Origin of the sequence: Jezberella montanilacus (assembly GCF_003003055.1) — a bacterium.
In the GTDB taxonomy this organism is placed as follows: Bacteria; Pseudomonadota; Gammaproteobacteria; order Burkholderiales; family Burkholderiaceae_B; genus Zwartia; species Zwartia montanilacus.
Genome location: NZ_PVTV01000011.1, coordinates 113,150 through 137,691, shown reverse-complemented (window position 1 = coordinate 137,691; position 24,542 = coordinate 113,150). Strand labels below are relative to the sequence as shown.

Genomic DNA, 24,542 nt, shown 5'->3' with positions numbered 1-24,542 from the left:
CAGGAGATTTATATGCTTTCAGGACAAGCGTCGCAATCGAGCCCAAGTGGGTTTAGCGACTCGGTCTATAGTAAAAAGATGATGCGAGTTTTAGGACTAGGTCTGATAGCTGTTTTGTTGGCAGCTTGCACAAACAATTCAGGGTCACCTGCTCCCGTAAGAAACCTCAATGAGTCAGGTTCTTCAAACGCATCAAGTTTAGGCGGTGGGCAGACCTATACCGTCAAGCCGGGCGATTCTTTGCGCAAGATTGCAACAGCGACAGGCGTCGATGAAAACACCATTATTAGATTAAACAACATATCTAATCCAAACAATATCAAGGTGGGGCAGGTTTTGCGCCTGTCGGATAAAGGGGATAGCAACGTCGGTGCTGCGCCTATTGCAAGTTCCAGTAAGCCAGTTGCGCGACCACTTGATTCCCCAGCATCATCGGACGCTGGCGCCAGCAAGGCTACAGATGGCTCGGTCACGCGCGCACCTGATGCGGCTGCAGTCAATTTGACGTGGCCTGCGAATGGAGCAGTGATTCAAGGCTATTCTGCGACGACCAAAGGCATCGATATTTCTGGCAACGTGGGTGATCCCGTTGTCGCGGCTGCTAATGGGAAAGTCGTTTATGCGGGCAACGGTATCCGAGGTTTAGGCAATCTAGTGATTTTGCAGCATGACAACGGTTTTATCACTGCCTACGCGCACAACAAAACACTGTTAGTCAAGACTGAGCAAAGCGTCAAACAGGGTAGCAAGATTGCTGAATTGGGCCAAAGTGATGCCACGTCGCCCCGCTTACATTTTGAAGTGAGACGTCAAAATTCGCCCGTAGACCCCATGCAGTATTTGCCTGTTAAATAGATTTGAGTTGAGCCACGATGAAACTAATTTTAAAAAATGCTTTGACGGCGCTGTCTCTTAGTATGGCCACTGCAGTCGCTTGTGCGCAAACAGCGACAGTTGAGGCTGATGCTAAGAGCGCTGAGAAACCTGCCTCGACGATGAGTGCTCGCCAAGCAGATCCGGTTGGCGGCCCCTTGCCTGGTAAAGTTGTTGATCAGTTGGGCTTGACTGCTGGGCAAAAGTCCTTGATGGATAGTGCCACGGCCGCGCGCAAAGCGTCACAGTCAGCTAATCTTGCTTCGCGTGATGCAGCCTATCAATCACTCACTGAGCAGTTGTCTTCTGACAGATTCGATCCAAGAGCCGTTATTAAGCAGCGCGAACAGGCGCGTGTCGCAATGGACGCTCGAGTAGACGCTGTGCAGCAAAAGTGGCTACTGTTTTGGGACAGCTTGAGCCAGACCCAGCGTAATACTCTCGTCCAATATATGCGAGAGCAGCACGCCGCGCTCGCAAAGCAACGCAGCAAATAGAAAATCTTTCATGTCTACAGAGCTTTTAACGGTCGAGTCCTTGGATCTCGAGGCGCGTGGTATTGCCCGCCGCGAAGGTAAAGTCGTTTTTATCGAAGGTGCGCTCCCCGGCGAGCTTGTCACGGCTAACGTTTTTCGTAAAAAACCTTCGTTCGAGATTGGCAAGGTTGAAGTCATTGCCCGGCAGTCCAGCCAGCGCGTCACGCCAAAATGCATTTATGCCGGCATCTGTGGTGGCTGCATGATGCAACACCTGGACCCAGCCGCGCAAGTGGCAGTGAAGCAGCGAGCGCTAGAAGATAGTTTGGCTCACATTGGTGCTCTCAAGGCAGAAAGCATGTTGCCGGCGTTACATGGTCCCTCTTGGGGCTATCGATATCGTGCCCGGTTCAGTGTTCGCCACGTCACGAAAAAAGGCGGTGTACTCGTCGGCTTTCACGAGAGAAAAAGCAGCTTCGTCGCCGATATGCAGAGCTGTCAAATTTTGCCACCGCACGTATCGGCGTTGCTTATGCCTTTGCGTCAGCTGGTGATGGGTTTGTCTATGCCTGATCGCATCCCTCAAATTGAAGTGAGCGTTGGGGATCGTGTTACTGCTCTGGTATTGCGTCATTTGATGCCACTGAGTGAGGATGATGTTGTCTTGTTGCGTGCTTTTGCCCAAGAGCATCAGATACAGTGGTGGTTGCAGAGTAAGGGGCCTGACACGGTCGTATTACTTGATCCGTCTCAAGAGGGTGATCTGGCTTATGTGCTCCCCGAGTTCGGTCTGCGTATGCCCTATCGACCCACCGACTTTACGCAAGTCAATCAATATATTAATCAGGCGCTCGTCTCTAAAGCGGTCAAACTGCTCGCTGTAAAAGATACGGACCGTGTTGCAGACATGTTTTGTGGGTTGGGTAATTTCACCTTACCTCTTGCGACTAAAGCTCAATTTGTCGTTGGGATTGAGGGAAGTGCGATGCTTACACAAAGAGCTGGCGAGGCAGCAAGCTTGGCAGGTCTTAATAACGCCAGTTTCACTACTTTGAATTTGTTCGAAGTCGATAGCCATTGGCTAGAGGGTTTAGGTAAATTTGATCGAATGTTGCTTGATCCGCCCCGTGAAGGCGCCGTGGCTGTTTCGCACGCGATTGCTGGTTTGACGCAGTCAGCCAAACCAAGCCGAATCGTTTATGTCTCTTGTAATCCAGCGACACTGGCGCGAGATGCTGCTGTCTTGGTCAATGACGGTGGTTACGTTTTAAAAACTGCCGGTGTGATTAATATGTTTCCACATACGGGACACGTTGAGTCAATTGCTGTTTTTGATTTGTTATCTTCAGATTAGTTTAGTATCCTATTAGCGCAGAGACGGATCAATCACGATGAGCTTGGGACAAATATATCTAGTTGACGATGATGAGTCGATAAGAGCGTCTTTGTTCAACGCCTTAGTTCAACTGGGGTACAACGTGGATTGCTTTGAAGATGCCAAATCTTTTTTTAATCAACCACCTAGCAGGTCGCCTGCCGTCATTCTTTTGGATATGCGCCTGCCAGATAGCAGCGGGGTAGCTGTTCAGGCTACGCTTAAGCAGATGAAGTGTGAAACCCCCATCGTTTTTATGAGTGGGTCGGCGGAATCAACTGAGATTATTACTGCAATGCGGCAGGGGGCTTTTGATTTTCTGATAAAGCCGTTTTCAATCGAACAGTTGTTGGGCGTTCTGAATCAAGCACTGGATAAGGATGCTCGGCAGCAAGAGCTCATCGCAAGATACGATCGTTTAGGCAAAGCGTTTAATGGGTTAACCCCCCGCGAGAAACAAATTTGTCGTGAGATGCTAGACGGTAAAACCAATAAACAGATTGCTGAACAGAGTGGGACAGTGGCTTCCACGATCAAGTTGCACCGTTCCCGAGTGTTAGACAAAATGGGTGCTCAATCGCTCGCCGACTTAATGGAAATGTTTAAAGGCACTAAGAAAAACGCCTTTGATTAAGTCACTACTGAAAGATGGCGCTCGCATATCTATCCGTGCCGGACTGAGTTTTGTCACCACCTTGGTTCGTGCTGAAAAATCGACGTTAGTTCCTCGAGCATCGTGTCACGAGAAAACAAACTTGAGGCCGCTGGGGATGCAGTAAAAAGATCGCGAAGTTTATTAACCAGATAGATTGCTCGCTCGGTATCCGAGTCTATTCTTTGCAACGTCTCCTGATAAGACTGAATCGTTTGTTGTGGCATTGGCGTCGCACTCTGCGTATAAATATTGATACGAGTTGCCGCGAGGGGTTGCGCAAGTTCGTGTACAAGCGACGCGATAAAAGGCGCTGTGCTGTCAGATTTGAGTAAAGCAGAGAGCATTTCAAGCAGTCGATTCTTATCACTCACCACTTGTGCGAGCTCTGCTTTCAGCGATTCGATTGTTTGAAAGTCTTGCAATGTGTGGCAGCCAGTGCGTAAGATGGTCAGACATAAAAACAAATAGTTGCCAGATTCTATCATCGGCAACCCTGATCAAAGGTCTGTATGACGAATCAGAGCAATAGAAAAAATTCACTAACTGGCACTGCTTTTATGACCTTGTTGCTGGTTGGTTTAATTATGGGTTCAAACCATGTTTCTGCGCGAATTGCTTTTAATCATGGGTTGAGTGTCGGTACAGCGGTCGTGGTGCGCAGTGTTGCGATCGTGATGGTGATGGCTTTGCTCGTGTACTTGCAGAAGGTGCCAGTCGCGTTGACAAAACAACAGGTCAGAATGATGCCGTTGATCGGTGTGTTGATGACTGTGCAGGGCTATTGTTTGTACTCAGCAGTTGCTCGATTACCCGTTTCCTTAGCCTTGCTTGCGTTTAATACCTATCCTTTGTGGATTACGTTTTGGGCGAAAGTAATCTACGGTGAAAAAACGCCGGTCACCATGCTCAGAGCGATGCCAGTGCTGTTGGTCGGTTTGGCGCTGGCCCTCGACGTTTTTGGCACGTCGTCTGGTTTAGGGATAAAAGGCCAATGGATGGAAATTGGCGCGGGGGTTGCTTTTGCACTGACATCGGCGACAACCTTTGGGATCGCCATGGTACTGACTCAGAACGAAACAAAAGAGATTGATGGCCGAGTTCGCACTGGTCTTGTCATGACAATGGTAGGTACGTTTACCTTAATCGGCGTCGAGGCAACAGGTGGCTTGCAGTGGCCTCACGAATTGGCAGGTTGGGGAGGCCTAGCCGGGTTAACCCTTTTCTATGGGACAGGCTTCACCATCATGTTCACCATTTTGCCGAAAATTGGCGCAGTGGGAAATTCAGCGATCATGAACGTTGAGCCCATCTGTGCCCTCGGACTTGGTTGGCTGATTCTTAATCAATCCGTGTCGCTGAGTCAGCTAATTGGTGCTTTCATTGTCGTGGGTACTGTCATTTTTTTGGGGCTACGGAGATGATCCCAAATCAGAGGACTGATGAGGATGGCTCAGCGAGTATTTTCTGAGCGGCCTCTCTGACCCGAACCGGTGCAGTCCCACCGATATGTGATCGAGCGGCAACTGAACCCTCCAGGGTCAATACCGTAAATACGTCCTGGTCTATTGACGCATTAAACTGCTTGAGATCAGCTAGCGATAAATCAGCGAGATCACAAGCCTTTTGCTCGCAATGCCGGACTGCATGGGCAACCGTCTCATGCGCATCTCTGAAAGGAAGGCCTTTCTTGACCAGATAATCAGCCAGATCAGTGGCTGTTGCGTAGCCTTGTAGCGCGGCAGCCCGCATCGCGTCGGCCTTCACTTTGATGCCACTGATCAAATCGACAAAAATGGTGAGCGTGTCGCGCACTGTGTCGGCAGTATCGAACAAACCTTCTTTATCCTCTTGATTATCTTTGTTGTAGGCCAGTGGCTGGCCTTTCATAAGTGTCAGCAGTGCCACCAAATGGCCGTTGACGCGACCGGTCTTGCCACGGGCCAGCTCTGGCACATCTGGATTTTTTTTCTGAGGCATGATTGAGCTGCCCGTGCAGAAACGATCTGCCAGGTCGATAAAACCAACGCGCGGGCTCATCCAAATCACAAGTTCTTCAGATAAGCGCGAGATATGCGTCATGATCAACGCCGCAGCAGCACAAAATTCGATAGCAAAATCCCGGTCAGACACAGCATCGAGCGAATTGGCACAAATGCCTTCGAAACCCAGTAAATCCGCAACTTGTTGACGATCAATGGGATAGCTCGTGCCTGCCAAGGCAGCTGCGCCAAGCGGTAACTGGTTAACTCGTTTTCGGCAATCAGTTAGTCTGGACCCATCACGACCAAACATTTCTGCATACGCCAGCAGATGATGACCAAAGGTCACCGGCTGCGCAACTTGCATGTGGGTAAAACCGGGCATGATCGTCTCGGCATGTTCAAGGGCGACAGTGGCTAGCGCGCGCCTGATTTGCCCGAGTAAAGCGATCTGATGATCGATCTCGGTTCTGACCCAAAGACGGATGTCCGTGGCAACTTGGTCGTTGCGAGAGCGACCGGTATGCAATCGTTTGCCTGCATCACCAATCAAGTCAACCAGACGTTTCTCGATGTTGAGATGCACATCCTCAAGATCCAATAACCACTCAAACCGACCTTCGGCTATTTCGGTTGAAATTTGAGCCATACCGCGTTCAATACTGCTCAAGTCGTCCTGCCCAAGCACCCCGACTGTTCGTAACATGGTCGCGTGAGCAATCGAGCCTTGAATGTCGACTTGAGCCATCCGTTTGTCAAAACTGACTGAGGCCGTGTAGCGTTTGACGAGGTCTGAGACAGGTTCAGAGAAGCGGGCAGACCACGCCTGCGATTTTTTGGCGAACTGGTCTTCGTTGGATTGATTTGGGTTTTTCATGGTGAAACGATTATAGAGCCGGGCAGATGCCTAGTCATCGTGCGATAATTTTGATCAAGAAAACAAATCCTAGCAGAGATCAAGATGGCAGCGATAAAAATTGGCATCGCACAGATAAATGCCTGTGTGGGCGATCTGGCCGGCAACGCCAAAAAAGTTATGGATGCCGCTCGAACCGCGCATGCAGCGGGTGCACGGCTGTTGCTGACGCCAGAACTTGTCCTCTGTGGCTATCCCCCCGAAGATTTGTTATTGCGACCAGCCTTTATTGAGCAGGCTCAAACGGTCGCAGACAGCTTGTGTAAAGAACTCGCTGAATTACAGGGTTTGCACGTTGTTTTGGGCCATCCGGTGGTTGCAGCAGGGGGCTTGCGCAACGCTGCGTCGGTATTGGTTAACGGCGAAGTCTTGGGTGTTTACTTTAAACGCGAGCTGCCGAACTATTCGGTTTTTGATGAGAAGCGGCATTTTGCTGGCGACAACCACTCGTTGGTTTTTGAGATTGATGGCGTACGTTTTGGTGTCAATATCTGTGAAGATATCTGGTTCTCAGATGCCCCTAAAGCTGCGTCCGATGCCGGCGCGCAAGTATTACTGGTGCCGAATGCATCACCCTTCAATATTGGTAAACAAGCCGAGCGGGCCGAAATTTGTCAAAAAGCGGTAAAGACATCGGGCTGTCCAATTGTCTATGCGAACATGGTGGGCGGGCAAGATGAGCTCGTATTCGATGGCGCGTCCTTTGCCATGAATCGTGCGGGTCATTTCATTGCGCGTTCGTCAGACTTCGTGCCTGACCTGACCTATGTGAAAGTGACTGATTCGGGTGATCTTGTCGGTTTGATGGCAGAGCCCACCAGAAATCAAACCCTGGATGCTGAAGTAACGAATCTCGACCGCCAGATATGGGGCGCGCTCACCCTGGGTGTTCGTGATTACGTCGGTAAATCCGGTTTCAAATCGATCATACTTGGTCTATCAGGCGGTATTGATTCGGCAGTTGTTATGGCGGTAGCGGTTGATGCACTGGGTGCCGAGCGTGTGAACGCAGTCATGATGCCTTCACGTTATACAGCAGATATTTCGCAAATCGACGCGGAAGATATGGCGAAGCGCTTGGGCGTCAAGTATGACGTCATTGCGATATCAGATTTGACCCAAGCGTTTGATGCTGGTCTGTCACCCTTGATGCAAGGTCGCGATCCAGACACCACAGAGGAAAACATTCAAGCGCGCATTCGCGGCACGCTTTTGATGGCCTTATCCAACAAGTTTGGTCACTTGGTTCTCACGACCGGCAACAAAAGCGAACTTTCAACTGGCTATTGCACACTTTATGGCGATATGGCGGGAGGGTTTGCAGTACTTAAAGACGTCGCAAAAACGCTTGTCTACCGCCTTGCCCGCTGGCGGAACCTTCACGTAGAAGTCATCCCTGACAGAATTATTACGCGTCCTCCCTCAGCGGAGTTGCGCCCTGATCAGACGGATCAGGATAGTCTGCCACCCTATGAGATCATTGACGGTATCATTGAACGATATATCGAAGGAAACGAGCCCATCAAAAACCTGCTCGACTCCGGATACAAGGCTGAGGATATCAATCAGATTGTGCGTTTGATCAGGATCAACGAGTATAAAAGGCGCCAAAGCCCTCCAGGGCCGAGAATCACCTCGAGAGCATTCGGCCGCGATTGGCGGTATCCTTTAGTGAACGGCTTCAGAGAGTAGCCGGCATTGCAGCGATGACTACAATTTAGATAACGTTTTTCCAACAGGATCCAAGATGAAACAAGTTACCGCGATTATCAAACCATTCAAACTGGACGAAGTCCGCGAGGCGTTGGCAGAAGTGGGCGTTAATGGCCTAACCGTGACGGAAGTTAAAGGCTTTGGTCGTCAGAAAGGTCATACGGAGCTATACCGCGGCGCTGAATATGTTGTTGATTTTTTACCCAAAATCCGTATCGAGATGGTTGTTGCGGATACCATGGTTGATAGCGTTATCGAAGCACTGCTCAAATCCGCGCGTACCGGAAAAATCGGTGACGGCAAGATTTTTGTCATGCCCGTCGAGCAAGCTATCCGTATCCGGACGAGTGAACAGGGCGACGAAGCGCTCTAATAACTTGCGTTGAGCTTCATGGATTAGTGGTTGTTCTGGCGCGCAAGCAGGCGCCAGAATGCGGGCAAGAAACACTCGGACACCATCAGCGGTTTTCCGGTGCGCCAGAATACCGAGCGTCTCGCGTAGAGAGCGTTTGGGCACGCGGATCTTAGCGTTTTTTTTGCGATTAAATACAGCGGTGCTGCGCATCTGACCCGAGATACCTCAAAACTTGATCGGTTAATTGATGGGTCTTGATAAAGAATATCTGCGAGCGGTCGGGTATTCAGACCTTTCACACCTCTCCATACCCCGTGAGTATCTCTTAAAGGTGCCACACTTCGAGCGACCACACATAATTCACCGTCAATCCACATGCTGATTTGGCGTGTCCAAACCAGACTGCGGACTGGTAAGTTAAGCAGCTTGGCTTCTTCCCTTTGAAGAGCGCCAATGTCTTGTTTGAGAATCTTTAACTCTACCCTTCCTATGTCTCGCAAGCCTTTCGTCAAGGCGCCAGGGCGCATCATCCAGGTCCGTTTTGATCGAGAAACAATAGGAGAAGGACGGGATAACCAGTTCATTTCGACTCAAAAATAGCTCACGGAGGTTGTATTATCTCAAGTATGGAGAAAGTAAGAATTTCAAAGCTCATGGCGGAGCAAGGTTTATGTTCACGCCGCGAGGCAGACGCCTATATAGAAAAAGGCTGGGTCAAAGTTGACGGTCAAATCGCTGTCCTGGGGGAGCGGGCCTTCCCGGATCAAACCATTACACTCGATCGTTCTGCCGCAAAACAACAAGCTCAGTCCGTCACGATTTTGATCCATAAGCCAATGGGATATGTATCTGGTCAGGCTGAGGACGGCTATACACCTGCTGTTGCCCTCATCGAGCCGAGAACGCAATGGGTTGATGACAGATCTAATATCCGATTCGAGCGTGCACATTTAAGAGGCATTGCGGTGGCAGGACGTCTCGACATCGATTCGACTGGTTTGCTTGTTCTGACGCAAGACGGACGCGTTGCACGCCACCTGATCGGAGAGACATCAGACGTTGAAAAAGAGTACTTGGTTCGGGTAAGCGGTAAATTATCGGAGCGCGGACTTGCTTTGCTAAATGTCGGTTTGTCGTTAGACGGTAAGGCCTTGAAACCCGCGCAGGTCCGCTGGCAAAACGATGACCAATTGCAATTCATCCTGAAGGAAGGCAAAAAACGCCAAATCAGACGAATGTGCGAATTGGTCGGGTTGCAAGTAATTGGCCTAAAACGGGTGAGGGTGGGTAATGTCAGGCTTGGCGACCTACCGCCTGGCCAATGGCGCTACTTGAGGTCGACAGAGCACTTCTGAGATGAACAGCGACGCAGTGACTAAGCGCTCTTGTCGTCTAGTTTGTACAGCGCCCGGTCATCCTGCCCTAGCATTTTCACCATCCAGGGCATAGCTGGCTTGAGCGCTTCTTTGAGCGTGTAGGGCGGATTGACAATAAACATGCCACTGCCGTTTAAGCCCACGCCATCAGGGCTTGATTTTTTAACGGTCAAGCTGACGTGAAGCCACGATTTCACATCTAACCGGTCTAATTGCCGCACCATCTGTTGAGCTTCTAATCTTTGTATCTGTGGGTACCAAACGACATAGCAACCAGTTGCGAAGCGTTGCACAGCATCCTTTAACGTATCCATGGTTCGGCGATAGTCTTGCTTGTCTTCGTATGATGGGTCGATTAGTACAACTGCTCTGCGTGGAGGAGGTGGCAACTGGCCTTTCAAACCAGCAAATCCATCTGTATCGAAAACGGTCGTTTGGCGAGGGATGCGCTTACCTTGCGCCTCGAGGTTTAAGTTCAGGATCTCTACCTCACTTGGATGCAATTCAAACAGTCTGAGTTTATCTGTCGGACGAAGCATCTGCTGAGCAATCCAGGGCGACCCAGGGTAGTAACGCAAATTACTATCAGGATTAAGTGCCGCGACTTGTTCTAAATAGGCTTTTACTGCTTGCGGTGCATCGGGCTTATCCCAGATTCGGGCGATCCCGTCGACGAACTCGCCTTTGGTTTGCGCCCATTTGCCCTCTAGGTCATACAACCCCGCGCCGGCGTGCAGATCAATAAACCAGTAGGGTGCATCTTTCTGGTTGTAGTAGTCAAGAATATGAACCAGCACCAGATGCTTGAGCACGTCTGCGTGATTGCCTGCATGAAAAGCGTGGCGGTAACTGAACAATGTTTACTCCGGTGCCGGTAGACGGCTTAAATGAGACTTCAAAAAGGAGCAATGGTGTCGACGCAGTCCGTGATAACCGAATCAACCCCCCATTGCAGCATGTCCTGCGCCATCTTGGGATCGTTCACCGTCCACGCGCACACTCGAAAGCCAGCGCGTTTGATGGCGTCTACAGTCGTTTGTGTCAGCGTTTTATGGGATAGGTGAATCGATGCACAATCGAGGTCGGTTAAAATCTGGAGCCAGTTTTCTGGCAGTTCATTAGTTAAAAACCCTCTGGGCATGGCTGGGCAAATCGTTTTAGCTGCTGCCAGGCTATCGTAAGAAAACGAGGACAAGACCGGCTTTACTTGGACAGATGCCCAGTACTGTTGAGCGCACTTCGCCACCATTTCACCTGTGATTGTTTCAAGCCCCGGAGTTGGCTTTATTTCTATATTGCATCCCAAGCCGTTACTGATCAGATATTGTGCGATATTTTGCAGAGTGGGGATGGGCTCGCCCGAGTACTCCTTACTATGCCAACCCCCGGCATTTAGTTGAGCGAGGTCGCTGAACAGCCAGTCCTCCGCCCGTCCCAGTCCGTTGGTCGTTCTTGCCAGATCGGCGTCGTGAAGCAGGATGGCAATCCGATCACGAGTGAGCTTGACGTCAAATTCAAAGGCGGAGTAGCCGAAATGCTGACCAAGTCGCAGCGCTGCTAAGGTGTTTTCAGGGGCAAGTTTGCCAGCGCCGCGATGGGCGATTAGTTTCGGGTAGGGCCAGGGGGAAAGCTGTTTCATCGCAAGAGGCTCCGCGGGTGGTAAACTCGCAACCTTATTTTAGGCTCGAAAATTCATCCATGTTTGATTTCATTCGTCAGCATCAGCGTTGGATGCAGGGCATTTTAATCCTGCTCATCCTCCCATCCTTTGCCTTTTTTGGCGTGCAAAGCTACACAAGTTTCATGAATCGTGAACCCGAGCTAGCGACGGTTGACGGTAGCGGGATTACGCTTAGTGACTTCAACCGCGCACGTAAGGCGCAACTTGATCAATACCAGTCAGTGTTGGGTGGTCAGTTTGATCCGGCTACGCTTGACACCGCCGAGATGCGTAAGCAGGTTTTGAATAACGTAATTGATCAAAAAACGGTGGCGCTTGCCGCTGAGAAAGGACGTTTCACGGTCTCTGATGAGACACTGCGTCGCACCATTGCATCTATTCCAGCGGTTCAGCAAGACGGGCAGTTTTCACCTGAGAGATACCACCAAATTCTGGCATCGCAAGGCATGACTGCCACGGGCTTTGAAAACAGCTTAAGACGAGATCTCGCGCTTGCACAGGTTTTGAGTCCAGTATCCAGTAGTGTGTTAGTGCCTGACGCAGTCGTACAAAAATTTGCCGCACTGCTAGGTGAGAAGCGTGTGGTCGCAGTTCAGTCCTTTAATGCCGATGGTTACAAGAAATCGGTCATTGTCACGCCTGAACAGATTAATGCGTGGTACGAATCGAACCAAGCTAGCTTGCAGATCCCTGAAAGTGTCGACATTGAGTATTTGCTAGTTAACGAAAGCGCTGCGTCGAAAGATATCACCGTATCAGATGCTGACATCGACGCTTTCTATAAACAAAATCAGGCTCGTTATAGTCAGCCTGAACGTCGTCGGGTAAGTCATATTCTGATTGAAGTCGCGCCAGACGCAACCCCTGAACTTAAAAAGAAAGCGCAAGAACTTGCGACTGACCTGACAAAACAGGCAAATGCACATCCGCCAGGTTTTAGTGATCTCGCGAAAAAGTTTTCGCAAGATACGGGTTCAAAAGACTCAGGTGGTGATTTAGGTTGGATCACGAAGGGCATGCTCGTGCCTCAAGTAGAGTCCGAAATTTTCGCAGTTGATAAAGGGACGATTTCGGGACCAGTCGAGAGCCCCTTCGGTTATCACGTCATTCATGTCGCAGATATCCAGCCGATTACCGTCAAGCCCCTAGGTGAAGTCAAAGCCGATATCGTCACGGAGATTCGCAAACAAATTTCATCTGATCGTTTTGCCACAATGTCTGACAAAATGACCAAGCTGATCTACGATCAGCGTGACAGCCTCAAGCCTGTCGCCGACGCGTTAGGCTTACCTGTTTTGACTGCACAAGGCTTGTCGAGAACGGGACTTCTGCCTGTTAACCAAGGCGGTAGCAAACTTGAGGAGTCATCTCCCGAAGCGGTGGTTCTGAACAACCCCAAAGTTGCTCAAACTGCGTTTTCAGCAGATGTCTTTAAAAGCCGTTTGAATTCAGGTGTGATCACATTATCCCCAGACACAATGTTGGCGTTGCGTGTATCCAAAGTCAATGGGACTCACGTACCGCCCTTAAAAGACGTATCCGAAGTAATTAATAGCAAATTGACAGTCGAGAAAGCCCTTGAACTGGCTAAACTCGCTGCTGATAAGCGTGTAGAAGAATTAAAGTCCGGTCAGGCTGCGAGCAAGCTAAAAGGTTTCGATGCGCCTCTGACTATTTCACGTCAGAACCGCGGCTCGTTAACCAAAGAGCAAGTAGACAGAGTTATGGTCCTTGACGCAAAAGTCTTGCCTCAGTTTGTTTCTATGCCTGCCGCCACTGGCTACGATGTGATTGAACTCAGCAAAGTTGAGGCGGCACCCCAGGCCGAGCCTGGTCAATTGGCTCAGCTTCGGCAAGAGTTGGCTCAGGCGCTTGGTGGGGCTGAAGAACGTGCAGCGCTTGCTGTTTTACGCCAAACTTATAAAGTTGAAATGTTACCCGCCGCTGCCAAAGTTATTTCTGGTGAGCTGGACGAACAAAAGTAATCATGGGTGCTAAAGCTGCCTTCACGGTTTGCATCAGGATGGGTTGCGCAGCACTTGTAGGGTGTAACCCATCTGCTTGAAACATTTCTTTGTTGGCTGCAATGGCCTCTAAAAAAAATGCAATCGTTGTGCATCCTGTTTCTCGACCAAGATCTTGAAAAAGTTGTTTGAATTTTCGACTGTAGTCTTGACCATAGTTCGGCGGTATTTGCATGCCAAGCAAGAGCACTTTAGCCCCACTGGCTTGAGAGGTAGTAATCATATTTCTTAAGTTCTCTCGTGTTGCCGTCAAGGACAGGCCACGTAAGGCGTCGTTGGCGCCCAATTCGATGATGACAAGATATGGTTTGTATTGTGCGAGTTGCTCAGGCAGTCGTTTGATACCACCGCTGGTCGTTTCTCCGCTGATACTGGCATTGTGGATCGTGAAATGGATGCCAGCGTTTTCACCCGATTGATTAATTTCCCTATCCAACAGTTTGACCCAGCCGGTGTCGCGCGGTAGTCCATATTCTGCTGCCAGACTGTCGCCCATCACCACAATGCCTTTATCGACCACGTTCTGAGCTGCATTCACTAGTGATGGCGTCAATACATCCAGTGTCATCGAAAGACTAAATGAAGCAATTAAAAGCCTTATGATCGCTATGGTGTGATGCTTAAAACGGTTAGAGTGTCGTGACATGACAAGTAAAGTGGCGGACGAAGTGACAAACGATTGTGACGAGCAGGATATCAATGATTTTTCGGTGGAAGTTTCGGGCCTGAGCAAAGAGGTTGAAGATGCACAGGGGGTAATAAAAATCATCGACGACCTCTATTTTACGATTAAGTCCGGTGAATCTGTTGCCATCACCGGGCCCTCTGGCTCTGGCAAGTCTACCTTGTTAGGCTTGCTTGCCGGGCTTGATAAGCCCACCATCGGCAAAGTGATGATTGATGGTACTGCTCTTTTTGATCTCGATGAGGATGGGCGAGCTAGATTACGCGCGGCCAAAGTCGGCTTCGTTTTTCAATCCTTTGAGTTGCTGCCCAACTTAACTGCGCTTGAAAACGTGATGCTGCCGCTTGAATTACAAAATAAAGCGGCACGCGAGCCCGCTGAACAGATGCTTGACAAAGTCGGTCTGAGCAGCCGATTGAGGCATTTTCCCGCTACCTTGTCAGGTGGCGAACAGCAAAGAGTTTGTATTGCTCGTGCTTTTGTACAAAACCCGTCCCTGATTCTCGCCGACGAGCCCACCGGTAGCCTCGATACAGCAACGGGTGAACGGATTATCGAACTTATGTTTGAGATGCATCAGTCAAGAGCCAGCACATTGATCCTTGTGACGCATGATTTACACTTGGCCAAGCGTTGTGGCAGGCAGTTAATGCTCGAAAATGGCCGGCTTGTCAGTCAGTGATTCAACTGCGTTAACAAGCCAGCAATAGGCAGTAGCCGCAGGGGTTGTTAAAATTGAAGCATAATAATCGTGGGGCAAGACAAATGAGACGTGCTGTCTTTTGGTTCGCAGCGATGATAGCGGTTGGCCTGTCGTCTGCACAGGATTTGCCGCAGACACAATTAAAAGTGCTGGGTAGCCTGAGTACACGATCTATCTATCAAGATATTGAAGTCCCCTTTTGGACTAAAACCCTAGGGAATGACTCGAAAGGTCGTATTACCGCAGAAATAAAGGCCTTTGACGATGTCGGGATCAAAGGACCGGATTTATTGAAATTAACTGGCAAGGGCATCGCGCAGTTCGCTTCCGTACCACTGTCTTACTACCTGACCGATCAGCCAATCAATGAAGCAATTAATATTGCCGGGCTCGCTACCGATGCCAAGTCAGCCAAGGCGATTACGCTGGCGTTTGAGCCAGTACTAGCTGAAACCTATCGCGGTGCCTATGGTGTCAAACTACTCGGCGTGGCGGTCAGCTCACCGCAACTTTTATTTTGTCGCACCCCGATTCAGGAACTCGCACAGCTAAAGGGGCGTAAGGTTAGAACCAGTACTGGTTCGCAGGCGACATTTATGCAGGCGCTCGGTGCCAAGTCGACAGTTCTGTCAATGAGCGAAGCAACCAAGGCGTTTCAGGATAAGTCGATAGATTGCGCGATTTCTTCAAGTATGTCTGCATTTAAGGCAGGGTGGTACAAATGGACTCGTACCGTTTTTGCCATGCCGCTGGGGTGGAACAATCAAGTCTACGTGGTCAATCAGGCTGTCTGGGATAAGTTTGATCCTCAAGTTCAGGTTTTTATCAGCCTTGAGTTAAAGCGTCTTGTTGACCAGCTCTGGGACTACTCAGCGACCGATAATCAAAAAGGGATTGCCTGCTTAGTAGGCAGCAAGAGTTGCCCCGTCGCGACGAAGGCCAAAATGATCTTGGTTAATCCTTCTCAAGCCGATTACGCGTTCGCAAAAAACCTCTCGAAACAAAAAGTATTGCCGCGTTGGGCAAAACAGTGCAACGAGTCATGCGTTGAAGACTTTAATTCGACGATCGGTAAAGCGATTGGGATATCGGTAAAACGGTAGCTTAAAACAAACGAATTAATTTTTTACGCGAACGATCTTTTCAACTTGACTGACATGTCGGATAGCACGGAAAACGTGGGCAAGATGCTTTCGGCTATCGACTTGCACTGTCATGTTTACCCAAATCGTGTCGACCGAATCCTCATGCATGGTTACATGCACGATGTTTGAATCGGCTTGTGCAATTTCTGCAGCAATTCTGCCAAGTACACCTCTTTCATTGCGCGCAACGATTTCAATTCGCGCGGCAAAGTGCTGAGATGTTTCCGAAGCCCAGGCAACATTAATCCATCTTTCCGGTTCTTTTGACCGGGTTCGCATAGCACTAGAGCATTCACTTGTATGCACGACCAAGCCGTGACCTTCGCGGATGACTGCAACAATGGCGTCACCCGGGAGCGGTCCGCAACAAGGTGCGAGTTGCACCGCAAGTCCTTCGTTACCATGAATCAGGATTGTGTTCGAGCGTGCGTTTGTCATCTCGTCAACTGCAGCAGCCGTCGTTGCCACGAGAGGATGATCAGGTGCAAAGCGTCGAGCGACAACCGCTGCTAAACGCTTACCGAGGCCAATATCTGCCAGCACATCGGTTCGTGATTTTGCACCACTTGAACGGACTAACTTGTCCCAAGCTGGATGATTTTCTGGTGGTAATTCCAAACCCAGATCCTGCAGTGCCTGATCAAGCATTCGCTCGCCAAACGCGACTGATTCGACATATTGCATATTGCGCAAGTAGTATCGAATCTCGGACCGCGCACGTCCAGTTCTCGCGTAGTTTAGCCATTGAGCAGTTGGTTGCGCTGTTGCCGCAGTGATGATTTCGACATGATCACCGCTTGACAAGGGGGTGCGCAGCGGGACGATGTCGCCATTGACTTTGCAGCTCGATGCCCGGTTTCCAACATCGGTATGGATCGAATACGCAAAGTCCAGAGGCGTTGCACCTCTGGGTAAAGACACGATCTTGCCTTTCGGTGTGAAAACATAAACCGCATCGGGAAACAGATCGACTTTCACATGTTCAAGAAACTCGTGCGAATCACCCGTTTGGTTTTGGATATCAAGCAAGGATTGCAAGGATTGATGCGTTTTCCTCTGAAGATCATTAAGTTGGCTATCGTCAGATTTATATAGCCAGTGCGCCGCGACACCTTCTTCGGCCACCTGATGCATGTCATGCGTGCGGAACTGAAACTCGATTGGGGTGCCGTATGGGCCGACGAGCGTTGTATGCAAAGACTGATAGCCATTCACCTTAGGGATCGCAATGTAATCTTTGAACTTGCCAGGCACAGGTCGATAGAGCTGATGGACTATCCCAAGCGCTAGATAACATTCTGGCAGGGTGTGCACAATCACCCTAAAGCCATATATATCCAACACGTTGGTGAAAGATTTTTTTTGCTCGATCATCTTGTGATAGATGCCAAACAAGGTCTTTTCGCGACCTGCTACATCGGCTTCGATGCCCGCTGCAGGCAGCGCCGCTTTTACCGTGTCGGATATTTTCGATAAAACTTCACGCCGATTGCCCCGAGCTGTCATGACCGCTTTATTCAAGACTCGATAGCGGTTTGGATAAATGGCGGCAAAACACATGTCTTGTAGTTCGCGAAACAGAGCATTCAGACCCAAGCGATGAGCAATTGGTGCATAAATCTCAAGCGTTTCTTGAGCGACGCGTCGACGCTTTGCTGGGCTAACCGCGTCCAGCGTCCGCATGTTGTGGAGTCGATCTGCAAGCTTGATTAAGATGACCCGGATGTCCCTAGCCATTGCAAGCAACATTTTGCGAAAGCTTTCTGCCTGCTGCTGGGCTTTGGTTTCAAATTCAAGTCGATCTAGCTTGGAGAGACCATCGACGAGCGTGGCAACTTCGTCACCAAAGCGCTCAATGAGTTCTTGTTTGCTGACACCTTGATCTTCCATCACATCGTGCAGTAACGCCGCACGAAGTGCGTCTACGTCAAGCTTCCAGCCAGCGCAAATCTCGGCAACTGAAATGGGATGAGTGATATACGGAGAACCGCTTGAGCGGAATTGACCCAAGTGTGCCTGATCCGCGAACCGGTAAGCATCTTTAACTTTGTTGATGTCTTTTGGCTCAAGATAATCCTCGAGCACGGTTTGCAGGTGAGCCAGCGTTGCAATGGCTGGTTCAATTTTGGTTTCAACAGGCTTGGCTGAGTGTGCGGTAGGGCGCTTACTACCAGTACTTTTTGAGCGCTTACCTAAAGATTGTTCACTTTTAACAATCGTGGCTTCCCCGGACACAGTAGATGGTAAACCGGGGTTGCCCATGCTGACCAACCAATCAGGTCGGAACCTTGCGCATCATTTCGACACCGGTCACCCCAGCCGCGATTTCACGCAAAGCGGTAACGGTTGGCTTGTCTTTGGATTCAATGCGGGCGGCGTGGCCTTGGGCCAATTCACGGGCCCTATACGTCGCAGCCAAAGTCAATTTGAAGCGGTTAGGGATGAAATCCAGACATTCGTCAACGGTGATGCGGGCCATAATAATCCTTGTCGTACAAAGTTGCTCAAGTGTGAGTATAGTCTGCCGCGCGGTTCATGACGACTGACTGCCTCTGAGTCATGTCGCGATTTGAGGTCTATGCGTCTAACCCGAACTGATTAAAAAGCGATCTGTGCCGAGTCTGTTGCTTGGCATAACGCAAACGCACACTTGAGATAATGGTTTTCAATTCGGCTAAAGCGTCAGTAAATACTTGATTAATAATAACATATTCGAATTCTGGTGCGTGCGAGATCTCACTGTTCGCAGCCTGAATTCGTTTGGCGATCACTTCGTCAGTATCTGTTGCTCGTTTTTGCAGACGCTCAAGCAAGGCATCAATTGACGGGGGCAAAATAAAGATACCAACCACGCTCGGAAGCGCCTTGCGCACTTGTAAAGCACCTTGCCAGTCGATTTCAAGCAGAATATCTTGCCCGTTTAGGACGGCTTGGTCTATTTTGTCTCGGGGTGTCCCGTAATAGTTCTCGTGCACTTGAGCCCATTCAAGTAATTTATTCTCGCGTTGTAAGCTCTCAAAGGCTTCCATACTGACAAAACGATAGTCTTTGCCTTCGATCTCACCTGTACGAGGTTTTCGAGTCGTGCAGGATACAGACAAGGCCAAGGAGGGATCATCTGCCAATAAAGCGTTTACTAGGCTCGATTTGCCTGCACCACTGGGTGCGGCGATGACAAAAACGTTTCCGACTGGCTCAGACATGAGTCACAATACACTCTTCGATGTGAAGGTAAAAGCATAGCAGACCGTTATGCCTGATGAGGATGAAGAAATGACCGCACGCCCGATTATGACCGCCGAAGCGCTACAAGAGATAGCAGCGAGACCCGATGCTGGCAAGAAGCTGTTGATTTGTGATTGTCGCTACGACCTTGTTGACCATGAGCTGGGTGCTAAGCAATATCAGGCAGCTCACATACCCGGAGCACGGTATGTCAACCTTGGAAGCGAGCTGAGCGCTGCGAAAACGGGTCTTAACGGACGACATCCGCTGCCACGGAGAGAGACTTTCGCCCAGCTTCTCGCTTCTATGGGCTTGAACCAGGACACCTTGCTAGTGGCCTACGACGGCAACGGGAGTACCTACGCTGCGCGACTTTGGTGGATGGCACGCTGGGTTGGGCATACCAGAGTGGTGGTGTTGGATGGAGGGATCAAAGCCTGGCAGAGCGCCGGTTACGAACTCAGTGCTGACACACCTGACGCAAGACCAAAAGGCAACTTTGTTCTGGGACCTGAGCGTGTCAAACTGGTGGATCTTGACAATATGAAAGCAGGGCTTGGACACCCTGATCGCGTTGTGATTGATGCTCGGGCAAATGACCGGTTTCACGGTCAAAACGAAACCATCGACAAACTTGCTGGGCATATTCCCGGCGCTCGCAATCGCCCTTGCGGACAAAATCTGCGTGAGGATGGTAAGTTTAAAGATGCAGCGAGTTTGCGTAACGAATTTGAGCAGTTGCTAGATGGTTTTACCCCTGAGCAAGTGGTGTCAAGTTGTGGGTCGGGTGTCACTGCCTGCAACAATCTCATCGCAATGGAACTTGCTGGCTTGACAGGGGCGGCGCTCTACGGCGGCTCCTGGAGCGAATGGAGCACTCAACCCGGTGCGCCTGTTGAGGTTTGATCATTAAAAAACTAATAAGTAAAGATTTTAATAAACTTAAAACTTAAAAAGGACAAAAAATGTCATCATTGAAAGTCGCATTAGTGACAGGCGCAGGGACTGGTATTGGCCGTGCCGTCTCGCTTCATCTGGCAAAAGCCGGCTACGACGTCTGCTTGGCCGGACGCCGGATTGAAATGCTGAACGAGACACAAGCTCTCGGTGGCGATTTGGCTCAGCATCTGCATCCTATGCCAACCGATGTCGCTGATGAAGGATCGGTCAACGCGACTTTTGAACAAATTAAACAGAAGTTCGGTCGTCTTGACGTACTTTTCAATAATGCGGGGCGAGGTGGTCCGCCTGTCCCGATCGAGGATTTGCCCACCGATGTTTGGCGCGACATCGTCAACATCAATCTCACTGGCATGTTTTTATGCGCGCAGGGCGCCATTCGGATGATGAAAGCGCAAACGCCACAAGGCGGCAGAATTATCAATAATGGTTCGATCTCTGCGCACGCGCCGAGACCATTCTCTATCGGCTACACATCGACCAAGCACGCCGTGACTGGCTTAACCAAGTCCATTTCACTGGATACTCGTCAATACAATATTGCCTGTGGTCAGATTGATATTGGCAACGCTGAAACACCGATGACAGAAAGGATGACAAAAGGCGTTCTCCAACCTGATGGGTCAACGCGTGCCGAACCACGTATGGACGTTAATCACGTCGCAGAATCAATTGTGCAGATGGTTGGGTTTCCACTTGATACCAATGTGCAGTTCATGACCATCATGGCCAGAACAATGCCTTTCATTGGACGAGGCTAAGAGCGGTCTTCCTCACTCAATATTTTGAGCCTGCTCGCGCATCTGTTCGATCAATAATTTGAGATCCATCGATGCGCGAGTCATTTCAATGCTCGCCGATTTCGATCCGAGCGTGTTGGCTTCACGATTCATTTCCTGAAACAGGAAATCTAAACGTTTACCGATACTGCCAGCTTCCGTTTTAGTGGAGTTGGCCTTGGCTTGCTTGGGAGCCTGACCGTGGCTGAGTAGATAGACCAATTCGCTCAAATGAGACTTCAAACGGGCTAACTCTTCGGCAACGTCGATGCGCATTGAAAACAGGCTTGATTCTGCTGCAATTCTTTCAAACGTCTCCTGGCCAGAGATATGGCTCAAGCCATTGGGAAATGCTTTGTTCAGCGTATCGTGCAGTTTTTGAGCCATCCGTTCTTGATGGCTCAACATCAGAGCTGGCAGGTGCTTACCCATTTCGTCGATAATGTTGTCTATTTCTGCAGCCGACGTTTTCATTGCATCGGCGAGCCTTGATCCCTCGCGCTGTCGACTAGATTTCATTTCTGCCAAAGCGACTTCGAGTGCCGCCATGCACAGGTCGTTCCAATCAGTTGGTGCCACGTGAGCCAGAGACTCTGAAGGCCAATTCAGTAGCTCAGTTATTTTGGGCGATGCGGTTTCGGGCAAGATGAGTCTGGCAGCTGCCAATTGTTCGGCAATTCGAGCGAGGTGTTGTTCACTTAAACGATCAGTGAGTTCTTTGTTGGGCTTGGTAAAACTCGCGCGAACTTCCACTTTGCCACGTTTGATCATCTGAGACAGTCTCTCGCGTATGGGCTGCTCTGTTAGCCGAAGCTCATCAGGTATTCGAAACTGTAAGTCAAGAAATCGACTGTTGACGCTTTTTAATTCCACGACGACTGTGCCGAAATCGTTGGTCGCTTTACCGCTACCGAAAGCCGTCATGCTTGCAATCATTGCTGCACCTCCACGCCGATTGCCGCGCCATCAGGATTTCTTGGATCCGAGGAACCCCAGTACATGCCGTTTTCGAATTGAACAGTTTGGATACGGCCCATGGTGGGCTGGACTTTCACATCGTGGCCCATGCCTTTCAATATTTTGATTGTGTCAGGGCTGAAACCACGCTCAAGCCGCAAAACGTCGGGTACCCACTGATGATGCATCCTCGGCATTGCTGCAGCTTCCGCAATGTTCATCTGGTAATCGATCACATTGACCAGGTTTTGCAGAACAGTTGTGATGATTCGCGATCCGCCTGGTGATCCCGTGGCGATCCAGGGCTTGCCATTTTTGAAGGCAATCACAGGAGTCATAGAACTTAAAGGACGTTTGCCTGCTTCTATCGCATTCGCTTGACCACCCACGAGCCCAAATGCATTCGGCACACCTGGTTTGACTGAAAAATCATCCATTTCATTATTCAATAAAACCCCTGTACCCCGAGCCACCATTCCGGATCCAAAATTCAAGTTCAAGGTGTAAGTCGTGCTGACTACGTTGCCATTTTTATCCATGACCGAGAAGTGGGTGGTTTGATCACTTTCATAAGGTAGTGGTAGGCCGGGTTTGGTGTCTTTGCTTGCCGTTGCTTTGTTAGGATTGATTTTTTTAATCAAACTCTGCGCATAGCCCTTGGATGTCAGACCGATTTGTGGCACTTTGTAAAAAGCAGGATCACCCAGGTATTCTGATCGATCGGCGTAGGCGAGGCGAGCGGCTTCGGTCAGCAGATGAATGCTTTGTGCACTACCAAAACCGCTTTCACTGAGCTGAAAATATTCCAGCAGATTCAGCATTTCGATCAAATGGATACCGCCAGAACTTGGAGCTGGCATAGAAAGTACATCGACACCACGATAGCTTCCCCTTACTGGCTGTCGACTCTGAATTTGATAATGAGCGAGATCGTCTAAGCTCATCACGTTGCCGTCTTGGTTCACTTCAGTCACAATTTTTTGCGCAATATCGCCCTGATAAAACGCGGCGGCTCCTTTATCGGCGATAAGTCCAAGTGTTTTGGCGAGGTCAGGTTGTTTAAGGCGGTCGCCAGCCTGCAGCGGTTCTACTTGATTTAGATCACAGGCATCGGGCTGACAAGCTTGATGAGTTGATTTTGCTTTAAAAAAAACACCTCGGCTACCAGGCCAACGCCCGAGATGATCGCGTTGCAATTTGAACTGTTCAGCGAGTACCGGACTCACGATGAAGCCTTCCTCCGCCAACTGGATCGCTGGAGCAACGACGCGTGCAATGGGCATGCTGCCGTGTTTCTCAAGCGCGTAAGTCAATCCCGCGACGGTGCCAGGCACACCAACAGCAAAACGGGTAATCGTCGATTTGCCGGCGATGACTTTGCCGGATGCATCCAAATACATGTCACGGCTCGCCGCCGACGGTGCCGTCTCTCGAAAATCGATTGTTTCAGTCTGAGTAGCTTTTGCGTCGTGAACCAGCATAAACCCGCCACCGCCAAGGTTTCCTGCGTTGGGCAGGACAACCGCAAGCGTGAATCCAATTGCCACGGCCGCATCAGTGGCGTTTCCGCCTTGTTTTAAGATGTCTGCGCCAACTTGGCTTGCCAGGCGTTGTTCGGTAGCTACCATGCCGTGACTGGATACAACTGGCTGAAATATCTCGTAAGAATTATCGTATATTGAAACAGCGGAGTTAGGGACACCTTGGGCATGCAAGGGAGTACAGCCAATTAACAAGACTGAAAGTAGCAAGGGGTTGTAAGATTTCACTACTTGCATTGAGGCGACTCCAACGTTTTAAAGGTATCAAAATTGACTAATCACAATCAGCCACTCGATATTTTGCGTCCTTCGGGTCGCGCATTCGACCAATTGCGTGAGGTGAGGATCGAGCGGCATTTCACTAAACACGCCGAGGGCTCTGTTTTAATTTCCATGGGGGAAACCAGAGTCCTGTGTACTGCAAGCGTATTAGAGAAAGTACCACCTTTTTTGAAGGGGCAGGGGCAAGGATGGGTAACCGCCGAGTACGGCATGCTGCCTCGCGCGACACACACTCGATCAGATCGGGAAGCCGCCAAAGGTAAGCAATCCGGCCGTACGCAAGAGATCCAACGCTTGATCGGCCGAAGCCTCAGAGCCGTCATCGATATGAAAATGCTGGGCGAAAGGACGATTCAGCTTGACTGTGATGTATTGCAAGCCGATGGTGGTACTCGATGCGCCAGTATTACCGGGGCCTGGATTGCGCTGTCCGACGCGTTGACTGGCTTACTTCAAAGCGGCGCGCTTACCCAATCACCCTTGACGGATTCAATCGCCGCTGTCTCTGTTGGCATGGTTAGAGGCCGCGCTGTGCTGGATTTGGATTACATCGAAGACTCGGACTGTGACGCCGACGTGAACGTTGTCATGACGGGGGCAGGACGATTTGTGGAAATTCAAGGTACGGCCGAGGGGATGACCTTCGATCGCGCTGACCTTGACGCTTTGCTTGCCTTGGCGCAATCCGGTATCGGGTCCCTGACGGTAAAGCAGCTCGATGCAGTAAAAAACTGACGGGATCTTACCGATCACGAAAATGAAACAACTTGTAACTTTCGGTCGAGTGTGGACGTCGGTGGGGGGCGGCTTGCCCTATACTAAGGCTCTTTGTTCGATTACTT

25 protein-coding genes are annotated in these 24,542 nt (G+C 50.0%); 14 read left to right on the top strand and 11 right to left on the bottom strand.

Annotated elements, in window-relative coordinates; genetic code table 11:
• The first annotated feature begins 12 nt into the window (after positions 1 to 12).
• The 4 genes from BCM14_RS02280 to BCM14_RS02265 are packed head-to-tail and all read left to right on the top strand — an operon-like array spanning position 13 to position 3,358.
• Positions 13 to 855, top strand: a complete 843-nt coding sequence (locus BCM14_RS02280) for a peptidoglycan DD-metalloendopeptidase family protein (RefSeq protein ID WP_106226997.1) — start codon at positions 13 to 15, stop codon at positions 853 to 855.
• Positions 856 to 872: 17 nt separating this feature from the next.
• Positions 873 to 1,370, top strand: coding sequence for a Spy/CpxP family protein refolding chaperone (locus BCM14_RS02275; RefSeq protein WP_106226381.1), 498 nt, complete (start codon positions 873 to 875; stop codon positions 1,368 to 1,370).
• A 10-nt stretch (positions 1,371 to 1,380) separates the two neighbouring features.
• Positions 1,381 to 2,703 carry a 23S rRNA (uracil(1939)-C(5))-methyltransferase RlmD gene (gene rlmD, locus BCM14_RS02270; RefSeq protein WP_106226380.1) on the top strand — a complete coding sequence of 441 codons (1,323 nt, stop codon included), beginning with the start codon at positions 1,381 to 1,383 and terminating at the stop codon, positions 2,701 to 2,703.
• 37 nt (positions 2,704 to 2,740) lie between these two features.
• The gene (locus BCM14_RS02265) at positions 2,741 to 3,358 is read left to right on the top strand and encodes a response regulator transcription factor (protein WP_106226379.1); all 618 of its coding nucleotides are present in this window, start codon (positions 2,741 to 2,743) and stop codon (positions 3,356 to 3,358) included.
• A gap of 53 nt (positions 3,359 to 3,411) precedes the next feature.
• On the opposite strand, the gene BCM14_RS02260 is transcribed toward BCM14_RS02265, so the two are convergent.
• Entirely contained in the window at positions 3,412 to 3,864 is a 453-nt protein-coding gene (locus BCM14_RS02260) for a histidine kinase (protein WP_106226378.1), read from the bottom strand.
• Between the two features lie 24 nt (positions 3,865 to 3,888).
• Here BCM14_RS02260 and BCM14_RS02255 point away from each other — a divergent pair, with 24 nt between their 5' ends.
• On the top strand, positions 3,889 to 4,800 hold the full coding sequence (locus tag BCM14_RS02255; protein WP_106226377.1) for a DMT family transporter: 912 nt from the start codon (positions 3,889 to 3,891) through the stop codon (positions 4,798 to 4,800).
• 7 nt (positions 4,801 to 4,807) lie between these two features.
• Here the strand turns inward: BCM14_RS02255 and argH are convergent, their stop codons facing one another.
• Entirely contained in the window at positions 4,808 to 6,235 is a 1,428-nt protein-coding gene (argH, locus tag BCM14_RS02250) for an argininosuccinate lyase (protein WP_106226376.1), read from the bottom strand.
• A gap of 84 nt (positions 6,236 to 6,319) precedes the next feature.
• On the opposite strand from argH, the gene BCM14_RS02245 reads away from it, so the two are divergent.
• Complete coding sequence (locus tag BCM14_RS02245; protein ID WP_106226375.1) at positions 6,320 to 7,966, top strand: NAD+ synthase; 1,647 nt, start codon at positions 6,320 to 6,322, stop codon at positions 7,964 to 7,966.
• A gap of 55 nt (positions 7,967 to 8,021) precedes the next feature.
• Positions 8,022 to 8,360 carry a P-II family nitrogen regulator gene (locus BCM14_RS02240; RefSeq protein ID WP_106226374.1) on the top strand — a complete coding sequence of 113 codons (339 nt, stop codon included), beginning with the start codon at positions 8,022 to 8,024 and terminating at the stop codon, positions 8,358 to 8,360.
• Positions 8,361 to 8,383: 23 nt separating this feature from the next.
• Here BCM14_RS02240 and BCM14_RS02235 read toward each other — a convergent pair whose 3' ends face one another.
• The gene (locus BCM14_RS02235; protein ID WP_106226373.1) at positions 8,384 to 8,926 is read right to left on the bottom strand and encodes a chorismate--pyruvate lyase family protein; all 543 of its coding nucleotides are present in this window, start codon (positions 8,924 to 8,926) and stop codon (positions 8,384 to 8,386) included.
• A 42-nt stretch (positions 8,927 to 8,968) separates the two neighbouring features.
• Here BCM14_RS02235 and BCM14_RS02230 point away from each other — a divergent pair, with 42 nt between their 5' ends.
• A complete protein-coding gene (locus tag BCM14_RS02230; RefSeq protein ID WP_106226372.1) occupies positions 8,969 to 9,697 on the top strand; it encodes a pseudouridine synthase in 729 nt (242 codons plus the stop codon).
• Positions 9,698 to 9,717: 20 nt separating this feature from the next.
• Here BCM14_RS02230 and BCM14_RS02225 read toward each other — a convergent pair whose 3' ends face one another.
• On the bottom strand, positions 9,718 to 10,575 hold the full coding sequence (locus BCM14_RS02225; protein ID WP_106226371.1) for a 23S rRNA (adenine(2030)-N(6))-methyltransferase RlmJ: 858 nt from the start codon (positions 10,573 to 10,575) through the stop codon (positions 9,718 to 9,720).
• A gap of 38 nt (positions 10,576 to 10,613) precedes the next feature.
• A complete protein-coding gene (ugpQ, locus tag BCM14_RS02220; protein WP_106226370.1) occupies positions 10,614 to 11,357 on the bottom strand; it encodes a glycerophosphodiester phosphodiesterase in 744 nt (247 codons plus the stop codon).
• A 59-nt stretch (positions 11,358 to 11,416) separates the two neighbouring features.
• On the opposite strand from ugpQ, the gene BCM14_RS02215 reads away from it, so the two are divergent.
• On the top strand, positions 11,417 to 13,384 hold the full coding sequence (locus BCM14_RS02215; protein WP_106226369.1) for a SurA N-terminal domain-containing protein: 1,968 nt from the start codon (positions 11,417 to 11,419) through the stop codon (positions 13,382 to 13,384).
• Here BCM14_RS02215 and BCM14_RS02210 read toward each other — a convergent pair.
• Positions 13,353 to 13,991: an arylesterase gene (locus tag BCM14_RS02210; protein ID WP_106226368.1), complete on the bottom strand. Its 639-nt coding sequence runs from the start codon at positions 13,989 to 13,991 to the stop codon at positions 13,353 to 13,355. The genes BCM14_RS02215 and BCM14_RS02210 overlap by 32 nt on opposite strands.
• A gap of 76 nt (positions 13,992 to 14,067) precedes the next feature.
• On the opposite strand from BCM14_RS02210, the gene BCM14_RS02205 reads away from it, so the two are divergent.
• Positions 14,068 to 14,790 (top strand): ABC transporter ATP-binding protein, encoded by a 723-nt coding sequence (locus BCM14_RS02205; RefSeq protein WP_106226367.1) that lies wholly within the window; start codon positions 14,068 to 14,070, stop codon positions 14,788 to 14,790.
• Positions 14,791 to 14,873: 83 nt separating this feature from the next.
• Positions 14,874 to 15,914 (top strand): TRAP transporter substrate-binding protein DctP, encoded by a 1,041-nt coding sequence (dctP, locus tag BCM14_RS02200; RefSeq protein ID WP_106226366.1) that lies wholly within the window; start codon positions 14,874 to 14,876, stop codon positions 15,912 to 15,914.
• A gap of 15 nt (positions 15,915 to 15,929) precedes the next feature.
• On the opposite strand, the gene BCM14_RS02195 is transcribed toward dctP, so the two are convergent.
• The 3 genes from BCM14_RS02195 to gmk form a co-directional block, all read right to left on the bottom strand.
• The gene (locus BCM14_RS02195; protein ID WP_106226365.1) at positions 15,930 to 18,218 is read right to left on the bottom strand and encodes a RelA/SpoT family protein; all 2,289 of its coding nucleotides are present in this window, start codon (positions 18,216 to 18,218) and stop codon (positions 15,930 to 15,932) included.
• A gap of 13 nt (positions 18,219 to 18,231) precedes the next feature.
• Positions 18,232 to 18,435, bottom strand: coding sequence for a DNA-directed RNA polymerase subunit omega (rpoZ, locus tag BCM14_RS02190; RefSeq protein WP_106226364.1), 204 nt, complete (start codon positions 18,433 to 18,435; stop codon positions 18,232 to 18,234).
• 97 nt (positions 18,436 to 18,532) lie between these two features.
• Positions 18,533 to 19,159 carry a guanylate kinase gene (gene gmk / locus BCM14_RS02185; protein ID WP_106226363.1) on the bottom strand — a complete coding sequence of 209 codons (627 nt, stop codon included), beginning with the start codon at positions 19,157 to 19,159 and terminating at the stop codon, positions 18,533 to 18,535.
• A gap of 49 nt (positions 19,160 to 19,208) precedes the next feature.
• Here gmk and BCM14_RS02180 point away from each other — a divergent pair, with 49 nt between their 5' ends.
• Together BCM14_RS02180 and BCM14_RS02175 are read left to right on the top strand one after the other, a co-directional pair.
• Positions 19,209 to 20,087: a sulfurtransferase gene (locus BCM14_RS02180; RefSeq protein ID WP_259673381.1), complete on the top strand. Its 879-nt coding sequence runs from the start codon at positions 19,209 to 19,211 to the stop codon at positions 20,085 to 20,087.
• A gap of 59 nt (positions 20,088 to 20,146) precedes the next feature.
• On the top strand, positions 20,147 to 20,902 hold the full coding sequence (locus BCM14_RS02175) for an SDR family oxidoreductase (protein WP_106226362.1): 756 nt from the start codon (positions 20,147 to 20,149) through the stop codon (positions 20,900 to 20,902).
• 12 nt (positions 20,903 to 20,914) lie between these two features.
• On the opposite strand, the gene BCM14_RS02170 is transcribed toward BCM14_RS02175, so the two are convergent.
• Positions 20,915 to 21,856, bottom strand: coding sequence for a YicC/YloC family endoribonuclease (locus BCM14_RS02170; protein ID WP_106226361.1), 942 nt, complete (start codon positions 21,854 to 21,856; stop codon positions 20,915 to 20,917).
• The gene (gene ggt / locus BCM14_RS02165) at positions 21,853 to 23,655 is read right to left on the bottom strand and encodes a gamma-glutamyltransferase (protein ID WP_106226360.1); all 1,803 of its coding nucleotides are present in this window, start codon (positions 23,653 to 23,655) and stop codon (positions 21,853 to 21,855) included. Before ggt ends, BCM14_RS02170 begins: the two co-directional genes overlap by 4 nt.
• A 33-nt stretch (positions 23,656 to 23,688) precedes the next feature.
• On the opposite strand from ggt, the gene rph reads away from it, so the two are divergent.
• Positions 23,689 to 24,435 carry a ribonuclease PH gene (gene rph / locus BCM14_RS02160; RefSeq protein WP_106226359.1) on the top strand — a complete coding sequence of 249 codons (747 nt, stop codon included), beginning with the start codon at positions 23,689 to 23,691 and terminating at the stop codon, positions 24,433 to 24,435.
• The last annotated feature ends 107 nt before the right edge of the window (positions 24,436 to 24,542 follow it).

Bases quoted from the DNA above. Each gene is read 5' to 3' on its own strand.
- BCM14_RS02280 (WP_106226997.1), top strand. From the start codon at position 13: ATGCTTTCAGGACAAGCGTCGCAATCGAGCCCAAGTGGGTTTAGCGAC.
- BCM14_RS02275 (WP_106226381.1), top strand. From the start codon at position 873: ATGAAACTAATTTTAAAAAATGCTTTGACGGCGCTGTCTCTTAGTATG.
- rlmD (WP_106226380.1), top strand. From the start codon at position 1,381: ATGTCTACAGAGCTTTTAACGGTCGAGTCCTTGGATCTCGAGGCGCGT.
- BCM14_RS02265 (WP_106226379.1), top strand. From the start codon at position 2,741: ATGAGCTTGGGACAAATATATCTAGTTGACGATGATGAGTCGATAAGA.
- BCM14_RS02260 (WP_106226378.1), bottom strand. From the start codon at position 3,864: ATGATAGAATCTGGCAACTATTTGTTTTTATGTCTGACCATCTTACGC.
- BCM14_RS02255 (WP_106226377.1), top strand. From the start codon at position 3,889: ATGACGAATCAGAGCAATAGAAAAAATTCACTAACTGGCACTGCTTTT.
- argH (WP_106226376.1), bottom strand. From the start codon at position 6,235: ATGAAAAACCCAAATCAATCCAACGAAGACCAGTTCGCCAAAAAATCG.
- BCM14_RS02245 (WP_106226375.1), top strand. From the start codon at position 6,320: ATGGCAGCGATAAAAATTGGCATCGCACAGATAAATGCCTGTGTGGGC.
- BCM14_RS02240 (WP_106226374.1), top strand. From the start codon at position 8,022: ATGAAACAAGTTACCGCGATTATCAAACCATTCAAACTGGACGAAGTC.
- BCM14_RS02235 (WP_106226373.1), bottom strand. From the start codon at position 8,926: ATGAACTGGTTATCCCGTCCTTCTCCTATTGTTTCTCGATCAAAACGG.
- BCM14_RS02230 (WP_106226372.1), top strand. From the start codon at position 8,969: ATGGAGAAAGTAAGAATTTCAAAGCTCATGGCGGAGCAAGGTTTATGT.
- ugpQ (WP_106226370.1), bottom strand. From the start codon at position 11,357: ATGAAACAGCTTTCCCCCTGGCCCTACCCGAAACTAATCGCCCATCGC.
- BCM14_RS02215 (WP_106226369.1), top strand. From the start codon at position 11,417: ATGTTTGATTTCATTCGTCAGCATCAGCGTTGGATGCAGGGCATTTTA.
- BCM14_RS02210 (WP_106226368.1), bottom strand. From the start codon at position 13,991: ATGACACTGGATGTATTGACGCCATCACTAGTGAATGCAGCTCAGAAC.
- BCM14_RS02205 (WP_106226367.1), top strand. From the start codon at position 14,068: ATGACAAGTAAAGTGGCGGACGAAGTGACAAACGATTGTGACGAGCAG.
- dctP (WP_106226366.1), top strand. From the start codon at position 14,874: ATGAGACGTGCTGTCTTTTGGTTCGCAGCGATGATAGCGGTTGGCCTG.
- BCM14_RS02195 (WP_106226365.1), bottom strand. From the start codon at position 18,218: ATGGGCAACCCCGGTTTACCATCTACTGTGTCCGGGGAAGCCACGATT.
- rpoZ (WP_106226364.1), bottom strand. From the start codon at position 18,435: ATGGCCCGCATCACCGTTGACGAATGTCTGGATTTCATCCCTAACCGC.
- gmk (WP_106226363.1), bottom strand. From the start codon at position 19,159: ATGTCTGAGCCAGTCGGAAACGTTTTTGTCATCGCCGCACCCAGTGGT.
- BCM14_RS02180 (WP_259673381.1), top strand. From the start codon at position 19,209: ATGCCTGATGAGGATGAAGAAATGACCGCACGCCCGATTATGACCGCC.
- BCM14_RS02175 (WP_106226362.1), top strand. From the start codon at position 20,147: ATGTCATCATTGAAAGTCGCATTAGTGACAGGCGCAGGGACTGGTATT.
- BCM14_RS02170 (WP_106226361.1), bottom strand. From the start codon at position 21,856: ATGATTGCAAGCATGACGGCTTTCGGTAGCGGTAAAGCGACCAACGAT.
- ggt (WP_106226360.1), bottom strand. From the start codon at position 23,655: ATGCAAGTAGTGAAATCTTACAACCCCTTGCTACTTTCAGTCTTGTTA.